General features: G+C 53.6%; 2 protein-coding genes and 1 pseudogene. 2 read left to right on the top strand and 1 reads right to left on the bottom strand.

Translation table 11 applies throughout. From position 1 onward, the window contains the following. A partial coding sequence (locus CKO36_RS19105) for an IS4 family transposase (protein ID WP_200286483.1) occupies positions 1-1,296 on the top strand: 1,296 nt, incomplete at its 5' end. A gap of 179 nt (positions 1,297-1,475) precedes the next feature. Here the strand turns inward: CKO36_RS19105 and CKO36_RS19100 are convergent. Next, positions 1,476-1,991 (bottom strand): annotated as a pseudogene (locus CKO36_RS19100) (IS982 family transposase); the annotation flags it as partial. Between the two features lie 97 nt (positions 1,992-2,088). On the opposite strand from CKO36_RS19100, the gene CKO36_RS19095 reads away from it, so the two are divergent. Continuing rightward, a partial coding sequence (locus CKO36_RS19095; RefSeq protein WP_200286482.1) for a DUF4277 domain-containing protein occupies positions 2,089-2,293 on the top strand: 205 nt, incomplete at its 3' end.

The following is a 2,293-nucleotide window of genomic DNA, read 5'->3' as shown; positions in this document are numbered from 1 at the left end:
CTTGAAGGGGTTGATGCGCGGCTGCCAGAACACCGTGTGCGTTTATTTCCTCCAAAGACGACGTTAGCGATGTTTCTCGGCCAAGCCCTGTCAGCCGACGGCAGCTGTCAGGAAGCGTTGAACGATGCGGCCGTCAAACGTCTCATAGAGGGGCTGGATCCTTGTAGTACGAACACGGCTGCTTATTGTCAGGCGCGCGCACGTCTTCCGCAGGAGATGATCGAGACCTTGGCACGAGAAGTCGGCGCGCGCGTGGCCGGCGTTGAGACAAAACAGCCTTTCTGGCAAGGGCGTCGTGTTTTACTCGCCGATGGCACCACACTCAGCCTGTTCGACAGCGAGGCCAATCAGGCCGCTTATCCACAATCAAAGACCCAAAAACCCGGATTAGGATTTCCTGTTTTACGTGTCGTGGTACTGATGTGTCTGGCCAGCGGTGCCTTGCTCAACGCCGCCAGCGGCCCTTGTGCCGGGAAGGGCAGCGATGAACAAAGCTTGTTTCGTCAGCTGCTCGATACCCTTGAGCTTGGTGATGTGCTACTTGGGGACGCTTTTTTTCCAACCTACTTCCTTCTATGTGAATTGATGCAGCGAGGCGTCGATGGTGTTTTTGAACAATACGGAGCCCGTCGGCGCTGTAGCGATTTTTCTCTTGGCGAGCGCCTGGGCACTCGAGATCACCTCATCATCTGGAACAAACCCAAGTGTCCGGATTGGATGTCTCCAGAACAATACGCTGCGGTTCCAGACACGCTTAAAGTTCGCGAACTGGCCGTTAGTGGAAAACTGTTGGTCACCACCTTTTTGTCGGCAAAAAAGATACCAAAGCACAGGATCAAAACGCTATATCAGCGCCGATGGACGGTTGAAGTCAACGTCAGAGATTTGAAAGTCACGATGAAGATGAACCCATTGCGCGCTCGCACTCCGGACATGGTTCGCAAAGAACTGTGGATTTATTGGCTGGCTTATAACCTGATCCGCTGGCTGATGGTGCAGGCCGCCCGATGGGTGAACCGTTTGCCCGGTCAACTCAGCTTCAAGCATACACTCCAGCTCTGCATCAGCTGGCAGAAACGCAATGACCAAAATGATGCAGAATCCGTTCACGATTTGCTGCGACTGATTGCTCAACCGATGGTCGGGATTCGCCCTGGGCGAATCGAACCACGCCAGCTCAAACGACGTGCCAAGAAATACCCTTTGATGACAAAGCCCAGGGAGCAAGCGCGGGCAGACGTACGCATGAATGGGCATCCAAAAAAATCCAAACCTCTCGCTCAGTTAGCGGCCTAAGTGTATGACTTTAAGTCGAAAATCCTTAAGTTAGTGCCATTCGGCCAAGGTGCTCTTGACCCTGCGCGCGCTCGTGCAGTCCACCGGGCGCTGGACGCAGTTCAGAGAGAAAATCGAGCAGTTCTGGGCGCAGCCGTGCTAGATCACATTATTTAACCCAAGTTGCCACCTTGGCTGATTCAGAAAAGGAAATTGAGGCTACAGGCCAGGATAAAGAATGCTGTCTTGAGTTCAAAACCGGCAGCGATCACGCTGTAGATATGCTTGGGTAGCAATCGTTCGATGAGGCTCCCAGTGGTTTCCACGGCATAACACGCAGAGGACATCAAATACGTCAGTGCCGGTTCATGGGGACGCTTGGAGTTTTTCTTGCGAAGCGGCTGCAGATGTAAACCGGCGTCCTCCAGAAGATCTTCATAGTCGTAGTCGTTATAGGCTTTATCGCCCGTGATGATCGCCTGATCCGGGAGATCGAAGACATATTGTTTCAATGCTTTGGCGTCGCTGTCGGCGTCGGGTGTCAGAAAAAACTCGACGGGTTGTCCTTGAGCCGTGACTAGGAGGTGGATTTTTAATCCATAGAAGTAGCGGCGTTTGCTCGCCTGGTAGCCGCGCCACGCTTCACCTTGATAACGACGACAGCGACGAATCCGGATGTTGTCGCAGACCGGAAGCGGGAAGCTGTCGATGATATAGCCGACATTCCGCACCCGCTCACGCCACCGACAGATTTTCTCTCAACTCATCTATCCTTGCGTTTATCGCAAACATTCAGGGGGAAGCAGGCTGGCCATGCACATTGAAACTGGCTCAAAGGCCAGTCCACAGCATTACAGCAGCCAAGCGCTCGAACACCTGGGATTGGTAGCCGGAATGTACGACGAGCTGGGTCTCGGGGAGCTCATTGATCGGGTTATGGTACAGGATGAAAGCAGCCGGATCATCTCCCTGGGACAGTCTGTAAAAGCGATGGTGCTCAACGGGTTAGGCTTCGCGC

The organism is Rhabdochromatium marinum, from assembly GCF_016583795.1.
Lineage (GTDB): Bacteria > Pseudomonadota > Gammaproteobacteria > Chromatiales > Chromatiaceae > Rhabdochromatium > Rhabdochromatium marinum.
This window is presented reverse-complemented; position numbering and strand designations above follow the sequence as displayed.